Annotated in this window: 12 protein-coding genes; 2 read left to right on the forward strand and 10 right to left on the reverse strand. The window is 45.3% G+C overall.

Annotated features, from left to right (window positions below):
* Nucleotides 1-12: 12 nt before the first annotated feature.
* The 4 genes from H6A32_RS12375 to H6A32_RS12390 all read right to left on the reverse strand — a co-directional run bounded on the left by H6A32_RS12375 (nucleotide 13) and on the right by H6A32_RS12390 (nucleotide 5,141).
* The gene (locus tag H6A32_RS12375; RefSeq protein WP_204864466.1) at nucleotides 13-2,682 is read right to left on the reverse strand and encodes an ABC transporter permease; all 2,670 of its coding nucleotides are present in this window, start codon (nucleotides 2,680-2,682) and stop codon (nucleotides 13-15) included.
* A complete protein-coding gene (locus H6A32_RS12380) occupies nucleotides 2,679-3,362 on the reverse strand; it encodes an ABC transporter ATP-binding protein (RefSeq protein ID WP_087255227.1) in 684 nt (227 codons plus the stop codon). The genes H6A32_RS12375 and H6A32_RS12380 overlap by 4 nt, the downstream gene beginning before the upstream one ends.
* Nucleotides 3,363-3,456: 94 nt before the next feature.
* Nucleotides 3,457-4,461: a sensor histidine kinase gene (locus H6A32_RS12385; protein WP_243424923.1), complete on the reverse strand. Its 1,005-nt coding sequence runs from the start codon at nucleotides 4,459-4,461 to the stop codon at nucleotides 3,457-3,459.
* Between the two features lie 2 nt (nucleotides 4,462-4,463).
* Nucleotides 4,464-5,141, reverse strand: a complete 678-nt coding sequence (locus H6A32_RS12390; protein ID WP_087255225.1) for a response regulator transcription factor — start codon at nucleotides 5,139-5,141, stop codon at nucleotides 4,464-4,466.
* A 253-nt stretch (nucleotides 5,142-5,394) separates the two neighbouring features.
* On the opposite strand from H6A32_RS12390, the gene H6A32_RS12395 reads away from it, so the two are divergent.
* Nucleotides 5,395-6,714, forward strand: coding sequence for an MATE family efflux transporter (locus H6A32_RS12395; RefSeq protein WP_204864467.1), 1,320 nt, complete (start codon nucleotides 5,395-5,397; stop codon nucleotides 6,712-6,714).
* Between the two features lie 83 nt (nucleotides 6,715-6,797).
* Here the strand turns inward: H6A32_RS12395 and gyrA are convergent, their stop codons facing one another.
* The 6 genes from gyrA to dnaA form a co-directional block, all read right to left on the reverse strand.
* Entirely contained in the window at nucleotides 6,798-9,296 is a 2,499-nt protein-coding gene (gyrA, locus tag H6A32_RS12400) for a DNA gyrase subunit A (protein ID WP_087166506.1), read from the reverse strand.
* A gap of 17 nt (nucleotides 9,297-9,313) precedes the next feature.
* The gene (gene gyrB, locus H6A32_RS12405) at nucleotides 9,314-11,227 is read right to left on the reverse strand and encodes a DNA topoisomerase (ATP-hydrolyzing) subunit B (RefSeq protein ID WP_087166507.1); all 1,914 of its coding nucleotides are present in this window, start codon (nucleotides 11,225-11,227) and stop codon (nucleotides 9,314-9,316) included.
* 13 nt (nucleotides 11,228-11,240) lie between these two features.
* Nucleotides 11,241-12,326 carry a DNA replication/repair protein RecF gene (gene recF, locus H6A32_RS12410; RefSeq protein WP_087166508.1) on the reverse strand — a complete coding sequence of 362 codons (1,086 nt, stop codon included), beginning with the start codon at nucleotides 12,324-12,326 and terminating at the stop codon, nucleotides 11,241-11,243.
* A 14-nt stretch (nucleotides 12,327-12,340) separates the two neighbouring features.
* Nucleotides 12,341-12,550: an RNA-binding S4 domain-containing protein gene (locus H6A32_RS12415; protein ID WP_087166509.1), complete on the reverse strand. Its 210-nt coding sequence runs from the start codon at nucleotides 12,548-12,550 to the stop codon at nucleotides 12,341-12,343.
* Nucleotides 12,551-12,567: 17 nt separating this feature from the next.
* Complete coding sequence (gene dnaN / locus H6A32_RS12420) at nucleotides 12,568-13,674, reverse strand: DNA polymerase III subunit beta (protein ID WP_087166510.1); 1,107 nt, start codon at nucleotides 13,672-13,674, stop codon at nucleotides 12,568-12,570.
* A 179-nt stretch (nucleotides 13,675-13,853) separates the two neighbouring features.
* Nucleotides 13,854-15,263: a chromosomal replication initiator protein DnaA gene (gene dnaA / locus H6A32_RS12425; RefSeq protein WP_087166511.1), complete on the reverse strand. Its 1,410-nt coding sequence runs from the start codon at nucleotides 15,261-15,263 to the stop codon at nucleotides 13,854-13,856.
* A 545-nt stretch (nucleotides 15,264-15,808) separates the two neighbouring features.
* On the opposite strand from dnaA, the gene rpmH reads away from it, so the two are divergent.
* The gene (gene rpmH, locus H6A32_RS12430; RefSeq protein ID WP_024733939.1) at nucleotides 15,809-15,943 is read left to right on the forward strand and encodes a 50S ribosomal protein L34; all 135 of its coding nucleotides are present in this window, start codon (nucleotides 15,809-15,811) and stop codon (nucleotides 15,941-15,943) included.
* The last annotated feature ends 25 nt before the right edge of the window (nucleotides 15,944-15,968 follow it).

The raw sequence follows: 15,968 nt of genomic DNA on the forward strand, positions 1-15,968 counted from the left end.
TGCTGTTCTTTCTTATGAATCTTTCTTTAATTCATCAATAATATTCTGTTTTTTGATCTTACTCATGGAATAGAGCATCGTGATAAATACAACAGCAAATACCCAGATCACAGAAATGAGAATTCCTTCCCAAGGCTGCCGGAAATCTACAGCCGCTCCCTGGCTCAGAACCATAAACATGGCAAAGCTGATCAGCAGAGACAGGATTACTCCGTAGAAGATCGAACGGAATCCGTAGATCAGGCACTCGTAATTCATCATCTTCTTCATGCTTTTCATATTCATTCCCATGGACTTGAGCATCGCAAATTCCCGTTTTCTCAGCATGATATTGGTGGAAATGGTATTAAACACATTCACCGCCGCAATCAGGGAGATCAGTGTGATAAATCCGAAAGACAAAATCCGGATTGCAATCTGGATTCCACGATCCTGTTCATACTGCTGCGCAATATTTCTGAGCGAATCTTTATCAATCCCTCTCTCTTCCATTTTCTGAGTCAGATCTTCATAGGAGTTCTGATAATTGGAAGACTGAATCTGATAGCACCAGATAAATCCAGAACGGTTATAACTGTTCGTTCCAATGAGTTCTTCTCCTCGACTCTCTGGAATCACAATCGTACAGATGGAATTTGAATTTTCAATCCCTTCCGGCATCTGATCTACGCGCTGTCCCAATACAAGGCTTTCTGCTCCGTTCATAATTGTATTTGGATCCTGATATTCCTCATCATAGGATGGATTTTCCGGAAGGATCTGGATATTGATCCCCTCCTGGCCTATCGTACGGACATTCTCATATCGCCCGCTGTCTCCATTATAGAACTGATAGTTATCATAAAAGAGGACTTCTCTGTTCCCTTTCTGCATATACGGAGCCGGATTCACTCCCTGAGAAGAAGCATACTCCTCAAACGCTTCATCTGAAAGTCCGATCACCTCAAAATATTCGTAATAATCTTTCTCATTGAATGGTGATGCTGCTTCCTCGGTAATTGTATAAAATTCCTGAAGTCCATATCCCCATATATGATTCGTAGCTTCATCAGCGAGATCCTCTTTCGCGATCCCGGCCGGCATGCTCATTTCTCCATGAAGTTCTACTTCATCCACATCCTCGCCCTGCTCAAACATCTGAAGCAGGTCTTCCCGTTCATTATCTTTTCCTTCTATGTCATCTTCTTCGGAATCAACCAGCACAAACTGAAGTTCATATTCCGGTGCTTCCAGCATAAAACTTCCTGTCATGTCCATATAATTCGAGAACAGGGTTGCCGACGTAAAGAGCACAATGCTAATGGTCAGAGAAAATACAGTTGCACGGTATTTCTTCCGATCCCTCTTGTAGTTTTTATCTGCCAGCATTCCTTCCAGTCCAAACAGCTTCTGGATGATTTTCGGACTTTTCACTTCTTTTGCACGGATGCGGACATCCTTATTTGCCCGGATTGCCTCCAGCGGCGTGATCTTTTTAATTCTTGCCGCAGGAATCCAGACGGAAATGCAGATGATCAAAAACGCTATCAGAGCCGATAACAAAATGGCTCCCGGCGATGTCTGCAATGTCATCTTTCCGCTCTGCGTACCATGGATAAATTGAGCCATGGAATCTCCGATAAAGTACAGAGTAACTCCGATTCCTCCGATTCCGCAGAGAATCCCGATCGGAATTCCGATTGCTCCCACAACCAGTGCCTCCTGCCACATGGATCTGCGCAGCTGACGCTTCGTTGCTCCAATGGAGGATAACAGGCCAAACTGCGTCGTCCGTTCTCTAAGCGAAATAGAAAACGCATTGTAGATAAGGGAAACGGCTCCTACTCCAATGATCACAATCAGTATTGTCAACATTCCATTCAACATTCCTTCAAAGGAAGCGTTTCCAGAGACGCCCATCCATCTCAGGACACTGGTATTTCCCTGCATGGAAAACTCATCCTCATATTTTTCCATAAAAGCAAATGCGTCCGAAGGGTTTTTCAGTTCCATATAGATCTGGTTGACAGACTGGGATTCCTCTCCTTTTCCTGTAAAAGCATCCAGACCTGCGCCTGCTACCTGGGTGTCTCCCCAGTGTTCCAGAAAACCAACTACTTCAAACTGTCTCTGCTCACGCTCCTGGAAAGTCTCCATTGGATTCCCTTCCTCATCAACCTGAATATAGGCATTGAAAGGCAGGCTGTTTCCCTCTGCATCTTTTCTGTCTCCCACCGGGAACGAAATCGTATCTCCGATTCGGATTTCATTATCGTTTTGCTGAAGTCCTCCCTGAATAATGATCTCATTTTCATTTTCCGGAAGCCTTCCCTGGGTCAGTTTGACAGAAAGCATTTCAGCCGCTTTTTCATCAATACTCTGAAGATACAGATATTGTCCGAAAAGATCCTCATCATTTTCACCGATCTTGGCATATCCGATCTCGGAAATTACGGAAGAATCTTTCACTTCCTCATTTTCCTGAAATTCTTTCACCTGCTCTTCGGAAAGACCTTTTGCCACAACATGCCAGTTTCCATCAGTCTCTACCGCATAATCATACATATATCTCTGTAAGCTGATTCCCAGAGTGATGACCGCTGATATCATGGCGGTGGCAAGAATGACGCCGATGATCGTCACGATCGTTCTTGCCTTGTTCTGCTTCATTGTTCTGTTTGTAATAGTTGCAAAGATATTCATGAGCGGACCACCTCATCTCTTACAATCCGCCCGTCTTCCAGGGTGATAATCCGGTCCGCCTGAAGGGCGATATTTTCATCGTGGGTGATTACAAGCATCGTCTGGTCATATGCCCGGTTGGAATACCGTAGAAGATTCATGATCTCCTTACTGTTTTCCGAATCCAGATTTCCGGTCGGCTCATCCGCCAGCAGAATAGCCGGGGCATTTAACAGTGCTCTTCCGATGGATACTCTTTGCTGCTGCCCTCCGGAAAGTTCGTTTGGCAGATGGTGAATCCGGTCTTTCATGTTCAGTACTTCGATCAGCTCGTCAAACCGCTTCTGATTGACCTTTCTTCCGTCCATCAGCACCGGAAGCGTCATGTTTTCCTCTACATTGAGAACCGGGATCAGGTTGTAAAACTGATAAATCAGCCCCACTTGTCTCCTTCTGAAGATAGCAAGTGCCTCCTCTTTCTGTGCATAGACGTCTTTTCCGTCCACATATACTTTTCCGGATGTCGGCCGGTCCACTCCTCCGATCAAATGAAGAAGTGTGGATTTTCCGGATCCGGATGATCCGATAATGGAGACAAACTCTCCTTTCTCCACTGAAAAAGAAACTCCGTTGAGCGCGTGTACCTCATTTTCTCCTTTTCCGTAAACTTTCGTCAGATTTTCTATTTTTAGAATTTCCATACTTTTTCCTCCTCCTGCTTTCTGAAAATGAGTATACCCGGCCCGCATGACACCCGGATGACTTTTTCATAACAATTCTGTCACTTTCCGTTTTTTAACGGTTTTCATAAAAACGCATCTGAAATTTCGCCCCTCCTTCTTTTGCGTTTTTTGCTGTAATCACCGCCTTCTCGTGGGAAAGGATGCTGCGTGAAAGCGCAAGTCCAATGCCAAAATTCTGCTGTTCCGACATTCTGCCTTTATAAAACCGTTCAAAAATATGCGGCAGATCTTTTTCATCGATCCCCTTTCCGGAATCTGTCACTGAAATCTCCGTGTAGAGAGGATTCTCCTCCCAGGAAATCCGGATTGTTCCGCCGTAAGGGGTGTGTTCCATACAGTTTTTCAGTACGTTTTCGACTGCCTCCATAGTCCAGGATTCATCTCCATAAAAAGAAGCATCCTCATTTCCGTTCAAAATGACCTGCTGCTCCCGAAGTTCCATCGGAATTTCAAGGGTACTTAAGACTTCTCTCAGAAACGGTTTTACCATAATTTTCTGTTTTTCCAATGTAACCGCCCCTGCATCCAGTTTGGAAATTTTCAGAAGAGCCAGGATCAGCCACTCCATCCTCTGAAGCATCCCTGTCATTTCCCGGTAGATTTTTCGTTTCTGTCCTTCTTCCATATCCGGTCTTCTGAGCCGTTCTACCATAAGATTTAAAGAAGTAAGGGGCGTGCGGATCTGATGGGAAATATCAGCAAGCGCATTGGCAAGATAACTCTTTTCCCTCTCCAGCTGCTCATTCTGCTCTCTTAGGCGCACAGTCATCTTATAGATCTCGTCTTTCAGAATTTCGAGATCCCCTTCCTTATATTCACCAAGCTCCAGCTGATCCTCCCCATGAAGAATCCGGTCGACCTTCTGGGTCAGTTTTTCCATATCCTCATACCGCCTTCTCAGGCAGATGAGAAAAATCCCAAGAAGGATCAGACCTTCCGCCATCAGATAAAAGACCGCATTTCCTCCTGTTAAAAGAAAACAGATGCAGACTGCAGCTGTAGTAAGCAGGAAAGCGGCCATATAGCTTCCAATCTCCCGGTTCCGAAACAGTTTCATCCTTATCCCTCCATCTTATATCCAAGTCCCCGAACCGTTTTGATGATCTTCGGCTCCTGTGGATTGTCCTCGATCTTTTCTCTCAGTCTTTTAATATAGACTGTCAGCGTATTGTCATTGACATACTCTCCTGCAATATCCCAGATTTCCTCCAGAAGCATGGATCTTGACATCACCATGCCCCGATGCTGGAAAAAGACAAGCAGCAGCCTGTATTCCAGCGCCGAGAGAAATACTTCCTCTCCCTTTTTTGTCGTAATTCCCTTGACCGGATCCACACAGATATCCTGACAGGAAAGCATCTTCTGGTTCCGGCCCGTTCTTCTGAGTACCGTCCGCATTCTGGATACAAGCTCCCTTGGCCGGAACGGCTTGCTGATATAATCATCCGCTCCCATCTCCAGTCCGGTCACCACGGAAAATTCATCGTCCAGCGCCGTCAGAAAAATAATGGGAATCTCATATCTGGACTTGATCTGTGTACAGGCACTGTAACCGTTTCCCTGTGCCAGCGTAACATCCAGAAGGATCAGGTCAAATTCCTGCTCTTCCAGAAGTCTCATCGCTTTTTCCTGCCCTTCGGCGTACTGTACTTCAAAGCCTTCCCCCTTTAAAAATTCTGTCAGATTTTCTATAATCAGCCGGTCGTCCTCCACCAGCAGAATTTTTGTCGTCTGCATACCCGGTCTCTCCTTTCATCATCTTCTTCCTGTTTTTCATTAAACAGGATAGGCAGAAAAAAGTCAACTCATCTGAATTTTTCCTTGACTCTTTCCTGGCATTCTGATATTCTGATTCGAGAAATAAAATAAAGACTTACCGCCGGGTAATCAAGCGTTGGATTTTGTATCGTAGGCCTTTGAAGATACAAAATGTCAGCGCTTTTCTTTTTGTCTTTTCCGGCGTGGAAGTCTGAAATAACAGGAGGAGTTTATGACGAAAAATACACCATTTCAGGATTTTATCAGGTATTCCTTTTTCAGCATTATGGGTATGATTTCCATTTCCTGCTATATTCTTGCTGATACCTTTTTTGTGGCCCAGGGACTGGGGACAAATGGTCTTGCAGCCCTGAATCTTGCCATTCCGACCTATGATTTTATTCATGGAACCGGACTGATGCTCGGAATGGGAGGCGCTACCCGTTTTTCCATTCTGAAAAGCCAGAATAATCAGAAGGGTGCCGATACGATTTTTACGAATACCGTATATCTGGGGATCTTTTTCTCAATAATTTTTATGCTCGGAGGGCTGTTTTTCTCCGGTTCCCTGGCAAGACTCCTTGGTGCCAATCAGAATACCTTCGAAATGACAAATACGTATCTACGTGTGATGATGCTGTTTTCACCGGCCTTTATTTTTAATGATATCATTCTCTGTTTCGTAAGAAACGACGGCAATCCAAGACTTTCCATGATTGCAACCGTATGCGGAAGTCTGTTCAATGTCGTATTTGACTATATTTTTATCTTCCCTTGCAATATGGGAATGCTTGGTGCGGTTCTTGCCACCGGATTTTCTCCGGTTGTCGGACTCACTATCATGTCCCCGCACTGGCTTGGAAAGAAAAGAGGATTCCATTTCCGGAAACTGGTTCCGGATGCAGATTCCATCCGTACCAATATTTCCCTTGGATTTCCTTCCCTGCTGTCCCAGATCAGCGCCGCGATTGTCATGATTGTATTTAATATGCTGATTCTGGGCCTGGAAGGCAATACAGGAGTAGCTGCCTACGGAGTCATCGCCAATATTTCCCTCGTGGTTCTTTCTTTCTATACCGGAATCGCCCAGGGAATCCAGCCGCTTGTCAGCCATTCCTACGGCCGGAAAAAGACGGACGGCATCCGGCAGTTTCTGCGCTACGCCATGATTTCCATGGTGATCCTGTCCGCAGTGATGTACCTGATCCTCTTTGTATTTGCGGATCCGATCGCATCTGCATTTAACAGCGAACACAACGCAAAGCTGCAGGAGATTGCAATAACCGGACTGAAGTTATATTTTACCTCCCTTGTGTTTGCGGGATTCAATATCATCCTTTCGATGTACTTTACTTCCGTCGAGAAGGCACTTCCGGCACAGATCATCTCTCTCCTGCGGGGGCTGATCCTGATTATCCCGATTGCCTTTCTCTTTGCAAACCTCTGGGACATGACAGGTGTCTGGATGTCCTTCCCGGCTACCGAGCTTGTGACGGCGGTTGTTGGAGCTGTACTGTATTTCATTTACAAAAACCGGCTTTATAGCAAATAAAAAAACAGGAAGACATTCTCGATCTGAGAACATCTTCCTGTTTTCTATGTAACCGTGCACAAAATAAGGGCGCGGTCATTTCTTTATTCTTCTGTCACTTCTTCGTTCTCTTCCTGGCTTTCTTCCTCTTCGTCCCCGTCATCTTCCGTCTTTCTGACTTTGGCGATGCTTGCCACGCTGACGTTATCGTCCAGGTTGATGAGTTTGACGCCGGATGTAATCCGTCCCAGTTTTGAGATGCCGGAGCACTCGGTCCGGATGATAATGCCTTCGGTATTGATAATCATGATCTCATCGTCCTCATCGACGGCTTTCACACCTACGACATTTCCTGTCTTTTCAATGATCTTGTAGCATTTGATTCCTTTTCCGCCTCGATTCTGTGGTGTGAATTCTTCCATAGCGGTCAGTTTTCCCATACCTTTTTCCGATACAATCAGGAGATATTCTCCCTGGATATCAAGCTGCATTCCGATAACTTCATCCTGATCACCAAGATTCATTCCACGTACTCCCATGGATGTTCTTCCTGTCGGCCGGACATCTGTTTCGTGGAAGCGGATACACTGTCCGTATTTTGTTACAAGCAGAATGTCCTTCGTATCGTCTGTCGTCTTAACCTCGATCAGTTCGTCGTCTTCTCTGAGTGTGATGGCTGCCAGTCCTGTCTTTCTGACATTTGCGTAGTCCATGATCGGAGTCTTCTTGACAAGACCCTTCTTGGTTGCCATGAACAGATACTGTCCTTCTTCATACTCCTTGATCGGGATGACTGCGGTGATCTTCTCCTCCGGCTGAAGCTGAAGCAGATTGATGATCGCCGTTCCTCTTGCGGTCCTTCCCGCCTCCGGAATTTCATATCCTTTCAGACGGTAGACTCTTCCTGTATTGGTGAAGAACATAATATAGTGATGGGTTGAGCACATAAAGAGCTCTTCCACGTAGTCCTCATCCAGTGTCTGCATTCCTTTGATACCGCGGCCTCCACGGTTCTGGCTCTTGAAGTTATCCGTTGTCATCCGCTTGATATATCCAAGCTTTGTCATGGTGATCACAACGTCCTCTCTCGGAATGAGATCTTCTGTAGAGATGTCGTACACATCGAATCCGATCTGTGTCCGTCTCTCGTCTCCGTATTTTTCGCTGATCGCAAGGATCTCTTCTTTGATGACTCCAAGAAGCAGGTTTCTGTCTGCCAAAATTGCTTTCAACTCCCCGATCCGTTTCATCAGTTCTTCAAATTCTTTTTCCAGCTTCTCTCTTTCCAGTCCGGTCAGAGCACGCAGACGCATGTCTACGATTGCCTGTGCCTGTGCGTCGGAGAGCTGGAAGCGTTCCATCAATTCCGTCTTTGCAAGCTGTACGGTCTGGGAACCACGGATGATCTTGATGACTTCGTCAATATTGTCAAGGGCAATGAGCAGTCCCTGTAAAATATGGGCACGCTCTTCTGCCTTGTTTAACTCGTACTGGGTTCTTCTCGTAATGACTTCTTCCTGATGTTTCAGGTAATGTCCGAGCATATCCAGAAGATTCATGATCTTCGGCTCCCCGTTCACGAGTGCCAGCATGATGACTCCAAACGTATCCTGGAGCTGGGTGTGCTTGTAGAGCTGGTTTAAGATGACGTTTGCGTTGGCGTCACGTCTCAGCTCAATACAGATTCTCATACCTTCCCGGCTGGACTGGTCGCTTAAATCGACGATACCGTCGATTCTCTTTTCTTTCACCAGATCCGCAATCTTTGCAATGAGTCTTGCTTTATTGACCATGTACGGGAGCTCTGTCACAATGATCCGGCTCTTGCCGTTTGCCATGGCCTCAATATTAGTTACGGCCCGGACAACAATCTTTCCTCTTCCGGTGCGGTACGCCTCGTTGATTCCTCTTGTTCCGAGGATCGTCGCTCCGGTCGGGAAGTCCGGTCCTTTTACAATCTTCATAATGTCTTCGATGGTCGTTTCTTTATTCTCCATCTGGTCATCGATGATCCTGACTACCGCACCAATGACTTCTTTTAAGTTGTGCGGCGGAATATTTGTCGCCATTCCGACCGCGATACCGGAGGTTCCGTTTACGAGAAGATTCGGAAATCTCGCCGGAAGTACAACCGGTTCCTTTTCCGTCTCGTCAAAGTTCGGCTCAAAGTCTACGGTATTTTTATTGATATCCGCAGTCAGTTCCATGGAAATTTTACTGAGTCTTGCCTCTGTATAACGCATGGCTGCCGCGCCGTCCCCGTCCACGGATCCGAAGTTTCCATGGCCGTCTACAAGCGGATAACGTGTGGACCAGTCCTGTGCCATATTAACCAGGGCTCCATAGATGGAACTGTCACCGTGCGGATGATATTTACCCATCGTATCACCGACGATACGCGCACATTTACGGTGCGGCTTGTCCGGACCGTTGTTCAGCTCGATCATCGAATACAGGATTCTTCTCTGTACCGGCTTCAGACCGTCCCTTACATCCGGAAGCGCACGGGAAGCGATAACGCTCATGGCATAGTTGATATACGACTCTTTCATTTTTTTCTCAAGATCGATTTCCTCGATCTTATCAAAGATAGTATCTTCCATTGCTTATCTCCCTTCCCTTATACATCCAGATTCTTCACGTATTTCGCATTTTCCTCGATGAACTCACGTCTCGGTTCGACCTTGTCTCCCATCAGAGTCGTAAATGTCAGATCCAGTTCCGAGGATGTCTCTTCATCCATCGTCACACGGATCAGAATTCTCTGTTCCGGATCCATCGTCGTCTCCCAGAGCTGATCTGAATCCATCTCACCAAGTCCTTTGTATCTCTGGATCTTGTTATTCTGGTCACGTCCCACTTCCGCGAGAATGGATGCAAGCTCCTCATCGCTGTACGCATACCAGACTTTTTTATTTTTCTCAAGTTTGTAAAGCGGCGGTTTTGCAAGGTATACATGTCCTTCTTTGATCAGATCCGGCATAAACCGGTAAAGGAATGTCAGAAGCAGGGTACTGATATGTGCCCCGTCCACATCCGCATCGGTCATGATGATAATCTTGTCATACCGTAGCTTGCTGATATCAAAATCTTCATGGATTCCGGTTCCGAAAGCTGTAATCATAGCCTTGATCTCCGCGTTTGCGTAAATCTTGTCCAGTCGTGCCTTCTCCACATTCAGAATCTTACCACGAAGCGGCAGAATCGCCTGGGTCGTACGGTCTCTCGCCGTCTTTGCGGAACCGCCGGCGGAGTCTCCCTCTACAATGTAGATTTCACAGTTTTTCGGATCCTTGTCGGAACAGTCCGCAAGCTTTCCAGGCAGAGACATGCCTTCCAGCGCCGACTTTCTTCTTGTCAGATCACGCGCTTTTCTCGCTGCCTCTCTCGCTCTTTGTGCCATCACAGACTTCTCAATAATTGTCTTTGCCACAGCCGGATTCTGCTCCAGGAAAATCTCAAGCTGGGAGCTTACGATACTGTCGACCGCTCCTCTTGCCTCGCTGTTTCCAAGCTTCTGCTTTGTCTGTCCCTCAAACTGAGGCTCCGGAAGTTTAACACTGACAATGGCAGTCAGTCCTTCCCTGATATCTTCACCGCTCAAGCTCTGCTCATTTTCCTTGATCAGTTTATTCTTCTTTGCATAAGCGTTGAACGTCTTTGTCAGAGCATTACGGAATCCCACAATATGAGTACCACCTTCCGGTGTTGTAATATTATTGACAAACCCGTATGTACTCTCTGTGTAGGAATCGTTATGCTGCATTGCAACCTCCACATACACATCATCTCTTGTGCCCTCACAGTAGATAATCTGCTCATAAAGAGGCTGCACGCTTCGGTTTAAATAGCTTACAAATTCGCGGATTCCTCCTTCATAGTGGAAGGACTCCTCCCGTTTTTCCTCTCTGTCGTCTTTTAATGTGATCTTCAGATTTTTTGTAAGGAATGCCATTTCACGGAGACGCTGTCTTAACACTCCGTAATCAAACACTGTCTCCTCAAAAATCGTCTCGTCCGGAAGGAAAGTGACTTTCGTTCCGGTTTTATCAGGGTCACATTCCCCGATTACAGTCAGCGGAGTGACGACCTTGCCTCTCTCATAACGCTGTTCATGAATTTTGCCGTCTCTCCATACTTCTACTACAAGCCAGTCTGAAAGCGCATTGACAACGGATGCCCCTACTCCGTGAAGACCGCCGGATACCTTGTATCCTCCGCCTCCGAATTTTCCGCCGGCATGAAGTACCGTAAATACGACTTCCACGGCAGGAAGCCCGGATTTATGGTTGATGCCGGTTGGAATGCCTCTTCCGTTGTCAATGACTGTCACGGAATTATCCGCGTTGACCGTCACTTCGATCGTATCACAAAATCCCGCAAGCGCCTCATCCACCGCATTGTCCACGATTTCGTACACAAGGTGGTGAAGTCCTCTTGCAGAAGTGCTGCCGATATACATTCCTGGTCTTTTGCGGACCGCCTCCAACCCTTCCAAGATCTGGATTTGATCTCCACCATATTCTGCGCTCATACTGATCCTCCTATTAATTTTCATTTGTTACATGTCCATTCTGGACAAGGAACACTTTATTGATTGAAAAACGATGATTCACGAACTCTTCCACACCGGTACAGGTGATCAGAGTCTGAATATCGTGTATGCTGTCTAATAAATAGTTTTGCCTGTGTTTATCAAGTTCAGACAACACATCATCCAAAAGTAAAACCGGCGTGTCATGAATCACCCGCTTTACGATCTCAATCTCCGCAAGCTTCAGGGAAAGTGCCGCTGTACGCTGCTGTCCCTGAGAACCGAACTTCCGGATGTCCATATCATGGATCCGAAAGCAGATATCATCCCGGTGTGGACCCGCAGAGGTACTCTTCATCCGGATATCCCGCTCCCGGTTCTTTTTCACCGCCTCCTCAAGGGACATCTCCCCTGTGGACGGTTCGTACTCCATGACAAGCCGTTCCTTTCCCCCGGTCAGCTTTTCATGTATCTCTCCGACGATCTCATTGATCTCCCGGATAAACTTCCGCCTTCCTTCCATGACCAGCTCCCCGTACCGGATGAGCTGCAGATCCCAGATGTCCAGCGTATCTCTTAAATTATCCTGAAATGCCATCTCTTTTAACAGTCGGTTCCTCTGGTTGACCACCCGGTTATAGTCCGCCAGGTTGTTCAGATAGATCTTATCGAGCTGGGAGAGCTCCAGATCCATGAACCGTCTCCTCTGAGCCGGACCATCCTTGATAATATTCAGATCCTCCGGTGAAAAAAACACCAGATTAATGATCCCGAACAGTTCGCTTGCACGTTTCACCGGCATCCGGTTGATGGCCGCCCCCTTCGGGCTGTTTTTTTTCAGATGGATATCGATTCGAAAAGGAACCCCATTTTTCAGAACCTCGACCTCAATATGGGATTCCTCTTTTCCAAACGAAATCATATCCCTGTCCTTTGTTCCGCGGTGCGACTTCGTCGTGCCCGCAAGGTAGACCGCCTCAAGAATATTCGTCTTTCCCTGGGCATTATCCCCGTGAAAAATATTTGTGACAGGATGAAATTCAAGATTTAAAAGTTCATAATTTCTAAAATTTTTTAATTTCAATGACTGGATGATCATGCCGCACCTGTCCGCTATTTCTGTATTTTGATTTCCTGTCCGTCGAAGGATACGACGTCCCCGTCATACAGCTTTCTTCCGCGTCTTGTGTCGACACTTCCATTGACCTTCACAAGGCCGTCCTGGATGACTTCTTTCGCCTCTACCCCGGATTCACAAAGTCCGGCGGCTTTCAGCGCCTGTCCAAGTTTGATAAATTCATCCCGAAGTGTAATTGTCTCCATCTGGTAACCTCTTTCCTTTAGATTGCGTTAAAGTTGACCGGAAGGATCAGATATACATAACTTTCCTTCTCATCCTTGATAAAGCATGGAGCCTTCGCATTCATAAAGTAGAGCGCGACATCCTCGTCATCGATCACTCTCAGGGCATCGATCAGGAATTTCGGATTGAATCCGATCAGAAGATCCTTTCCTTCTTTTGTGATAAAAATCTCCTCATCCATGGATCCAAGCTGTGACTGAATCTTCAGCTCCATTGTTTCGTCGCCGATCTGAATGATGATCGGACGCTTGTCTCCTTCTTTTACAAGAAGCGTTGCACGGTCAATACAGTTTAACAGTTCTTTTTTATTAATGTGTACCTTCGTCTCATAATCGCTTGAGAGCATCTGCTCAATGCGGAAATACTCTCCCTCGATCAGACGGGATACGACAACAGTCTGATCAAATTCAAATACAATATGATTTTCTGCAAAGTAAATCTGTACTTCGCTCTCGGCATCGCCGGATAAAATCTTGCTGATTTCTGTGAGTGTCTTTCCTGGAACGACAACTTTTTTATGGTCATAGTTGTCTTTCAGCTCAATCTTCCGGATGGAGATTCTGTGACCGTCCAGTGAAACTACTTTCAGAATGTTATCTTCTACTTCAAACAGCTCACCGGTCATCAGCTTGTTGCTCTCTGTATCAGCAATAGAAAAGATTGTCTGGCGGATCACTTCTTTTAATGTATATTGTGATACCAGAATGGATTCGTTCTTTTCAATATATGGAAGGTAGGCGAAATCACTTCCGGATTTTCCGGCAATCTGAAATTTCGCTTTCTCACAGGTAATTAATGTTTGTTCATTTTCATCCGTTGTGATAACGATTTCACTATCCGGGAGCTTTCTGACAATTTCAGAAAAGATTTTTGCATCCAGAGCAATCATACCAGGCTGTACAATTTCACCTTCGATAATTGTTTCGATTCCAAGTTCCATATCATTTGCTGTCAGTTTGATTATATCGTTTGTCGCATCAATCAAAATACATTCCAGAATCGGCATTGTTGTTTTAGAAGGAACTGCTTTGGAGACGATTCCCACACCTTTTGCCAGATTGGATTTTGTGCAGATAATTTTCATGTGTATAACTCCTTTCGCTGAGCCAGATAAATTTTTATATATAAGATATCCGCATTCGCCGCCTTAGGATGTGTGGATATGTGCATAACCTGTGCAAACCCGCGCCAGTTCGTGGATTCCGGGATGGAAATCTTCGTTGAACGGGCTTGGATTTCATGAGGATGAATGCAGGAAAATCATCAAAGCGGACTGATTTTCTTTTGAATGATACTGATTGTATTTTTCAGAGAATCATTGTTTTCCATATCTTTCGACACTTTATCCACACCATGTTTCACAGTCGAGTGGTCTCTTCCGCCAAGTAAGGATCCGATCATTTTCAGAGGGGTGTCTGTCATGGAACGGCAAAGATACATGGCAATATGGCGTGCGCTTGTTGTCTTTGCATCGCGGCTTGCGCTCTTTAAGTCCGCTACAGAGATCCCGAAATGTTCGGAAACTGTTTCGATGATCAGTTCCGGCGTGATCTTCCGGTTTTCATCCGGCGAGATCAGATCTTTTAAAGCCTCGGCTGCAAGTGAAATATTGATCTCTTCGTTCTTTAATTTATACAGTGCGATCAGTTTGTTAAGAGAACCTTCCAGCTCCCGGATGTTGGATTTGATGTTAGTCGCAATAAACTGCAGAACATCTTCCGGAATATGGTAGCGTTCCAGCTGATCGGATTCGATTTTTTTCTTCAGAATTGCCATTCGGGTCTCGTAATCCGGAGCCGAAATATCAGCGATGAGTCCCCACTCAAACCGGGTACGAAGCCGTGCCTCCAGTGTTTCGATATCCTTAGGAGGTTTGTCCGAGGAAATGATGATCTGTTTTCCGGCCACATGCAGGTGATTGAATGTGTGGAAAAACTCTTCCTGGGTACTCTCCTTTCCTATAATAAACTGGATATCGTCAATCAGGAGCACATCGACATTTCTGTATTTATCACGAAAAGCAGTCATCGGAAGTTCGTTTCCCGTTTTACCGCTTCTGAGGGATTCGATCAGCTCATTGGTAAAGGCCTCACTTGTCACGTAGAGAACCTTTTTCTTCGGATCTTTTTCCAGAATAAAATGAGCAATCGAATGCATCAGATGGGTTTTCCCAAGTCCTACACCTCCGTAGAGGAATAAAGGATTGTATACTTCACCCGGTGATTCTGCAACTGCAAGGGATGCGGCATGGGCGAAATTGTTGTTTTTGCCGACGACAAAGGTATCAAATGTATAGCGCGGGTTTAAGTTTGCACGCTCTATCATAAGAAGATTGTCGTTTTTCTTTGTGTGTGCCGCTGCTTTTTTCTTGTGAGCATTTGCTATTTCTTCTACCTTTTCCAGTTCGCTCGGGTTATCCGGAATAAATTTGACATCATACTCGATTCCGGTAATTTCAGCGATCGAAACTTTAAATGGAAGGAGGTATTTTTTCTCTATGTAATCGATATAATCACCGGTCCCATCTAACGTCACGAGAATATAGACGGTATTTTCAATTACATCATAGACTTTTAATGGAAGAATCCATGTTTTAAATGAAACGTCGGAAAGACTATGCTCAAGTCTTAAATTTTCAATTATTTCATTCCATTTTTCTGTTACGATGTCCATTTTGATGACTCCTAATCTTATTGTTTTAGTACTGTCCGCCTGTCAGAGACGTCTGATCAGGACATGACTGAAAAGCACAGCAAAAAACACCCGACACAAAAAAACGGGCCGGATTTTCGCTGCGATCTCGTGAAATAAATAGATTCACTCCCTTATATATTACAACAAAAAGATTTCAAGTGCAATGTAAAATCGATGTGGATAAGATTTTGAACAGTGGAAAACCGCATGAAACCGGAAAAAAAATGACGAATTTAGTAGAATCCAACATGTTTTCCACACAAAATCACAAAATTATCCACAAAATGTTGAAAACATGTGGAAATCAGCGTGTAAAGCATTCCGGAGCAGATAAAATTGTCCCGGTCCTGTGGAAAGGAGCTGTATAACTGTGGATCCTTGTGAAAAAACGTAAAAAAATCACGGAATTACTTGACTTGCAGGGGGTTTTTGACTATAATCAGACGTGGTGTCTTTTAGCAAAGAACGATATTAATGTACTTATATTTATATATATAAGTTTCAGGTTAAGGAGGTGGAAAGTAATGAAAATGACATTTCAGCCAAAGAAACGTTCCAGAGCGAAAGTTCATGGATTCAGAGCAAGAATGAGCACGGCAGGCGGAAGAAAAGTTCTCGCAGCCAGAAGAGCAAAAGGAAGAAAAAGATTATCAGCGTAGGCCGCATATATGTGGCCTTTTCTTC

Origin of the sequence: Drancourtella massiliensis (assembly GCF_016900655.1) — a bacterium.
Lineage (GTDB): Bacteria > Bacillota > Clostridia > Lachnospirales > Lachnospiraceae > Sellimonas > Sellimonas catena.